1 protein-coding gene is annotated in these 1,415 nt (G+C 38.2%); it reads left to right on the forward strand.

Going from position 1 to position 1,415, the window contains the following annotated elements:
* Positions 1–124: 124 nt before the first annotated feature.
* Positions 125–1,381, forward strand: a complete 1,257-nt coding sequence (locus QM408_RS09200) for an ISL3 family transposase (protein WP_049501810.1) — start codon at positions 125–127, stop codon at positions 1,379–1,381.
* Positions 1,382–1,415 lie beyond the last annotated feature (34 nt).

Raw genomic sequence — 1,415 nt, forward strand, 5'->3', positions numbered from 1 at the left:
GGCTCTATAATATTTGTAGTGGGTAAATCTCCTATAAATATTATGGAGCCTATTTTTGTGTAGAAAAAAAGTCCCATATGACCTATAATGAAAAGCGACGAAACAACTCATTAGAAAGATTCATATGGAACCATTACATTTTATCATAAAACTGCTCGATATCAAAGACCCTAATGTCCAAATTATGGATGTTGTTAATAGAGATACCCACAAGGAAATCATCGCTAAACTGGATTATGAGGCCCCATCTTGTCCTGAATGTGGAAGTCAAATGAAGAAATATGACTTCCAAAAACCATCGAAAATTCCTTACCTTGAAACAACTGGTATGCCTACCAGAATCCTCCTTAAAAAGCGTCGTTTCAAGTGCTATCATTGCTCTAAAATGATGGTCTCACAGACCTCTCTCGTCGAGAAAAATCACCAAATTCCTCGTATTATCAACCAAAAAATTGCGCAAAAATTGATTGAAAAAACTTCTATGACCGATATCGCTCATCAACTGGCTATTTCAACTTCAACTGTCATTCGCAAGCTTAATGACTTCCGTTTTAAGCATGATTTTTCTCGTCTTCCAGAGATTATGTCTTGGGACGAGTATGCCTTTACCAAGGGAAAGATGAGTTTCATTGCACAAGATTTTGATAATCTTAACATCATCACTGTTCTTGAAGGCAGAACACAGGCTATCATACGAAATCACTTTCTGCGCTACGAGCGAGCTGTTCGTTGTCAGGTGAAAATCATTACGATGGATATGTTTAGTCCCTACTATGCCTTAGCTAAACAGCTTTTCCCATGTGCTAAAATCGTTCTCGACCGCTTTCACATTGTCCAACATCTCAGCCGTGCTATGAGTCGTGTCCGTGTCCAAATCATGAATCAATTTGAGCGAAAATCTCATGAATACAAAGCCATCAAGCGCTACTGGAAGCTCATACAGCAGGATAGTCGTAAACTCAGTGATAAACGTTTTTATCGCCCTACTTTTCGCATGCACTTAACAAATAAAGAAATTCTAGACAAGCTTTTGAGCTATTCAGAAGACTTGAAACACCACTACAATCTCTATCAACTCTTGCTTTTTCACTTTCAGAACAAGGAACCTGTCAAATTCTTCGGACTTATTGAGGACAATCTAAAGCAGGTTCATCCTCTTTTTCAGACTGTCTTTAAAACCTTCCTCAAGGATAAAGAAAAGATTGTCAACGCCCTTCAACTACCCTATTCCAACGCCAAATTGGAAGCGACCAATAATCTCATCAAACTTATCAAGCGAAATGCCTTTGGTTTTCGGAACTTTGAAAACTTCAAAAAACGGATTTTTATCGCTCTCAATATCAAAAAAGAAAGGACGAAATGTGTCCTTTCTCGATCTTAGCTTTTCTTCAACCCACTACAGTTGACAAAGAGCC

The organism is Streptococcus mitis (assembly GCF_047464965.1).
Classification (GTDB): domain Bacteria; phylum Bacillota; class Bacilli; order Lactobacillales; family Streptococcaceae; genus Streptococcus; species Streptococcus mitis_DU.

What these genes read in the sequence shown, in the direction of transcription:
- QM408_RS09200 (WP_049501810.1), top strand. Translation starts at nt 125, where the DNA reads ATGGAACCATTACATTTTATCATAAAACTGCTCGATATCAAAGACCCT.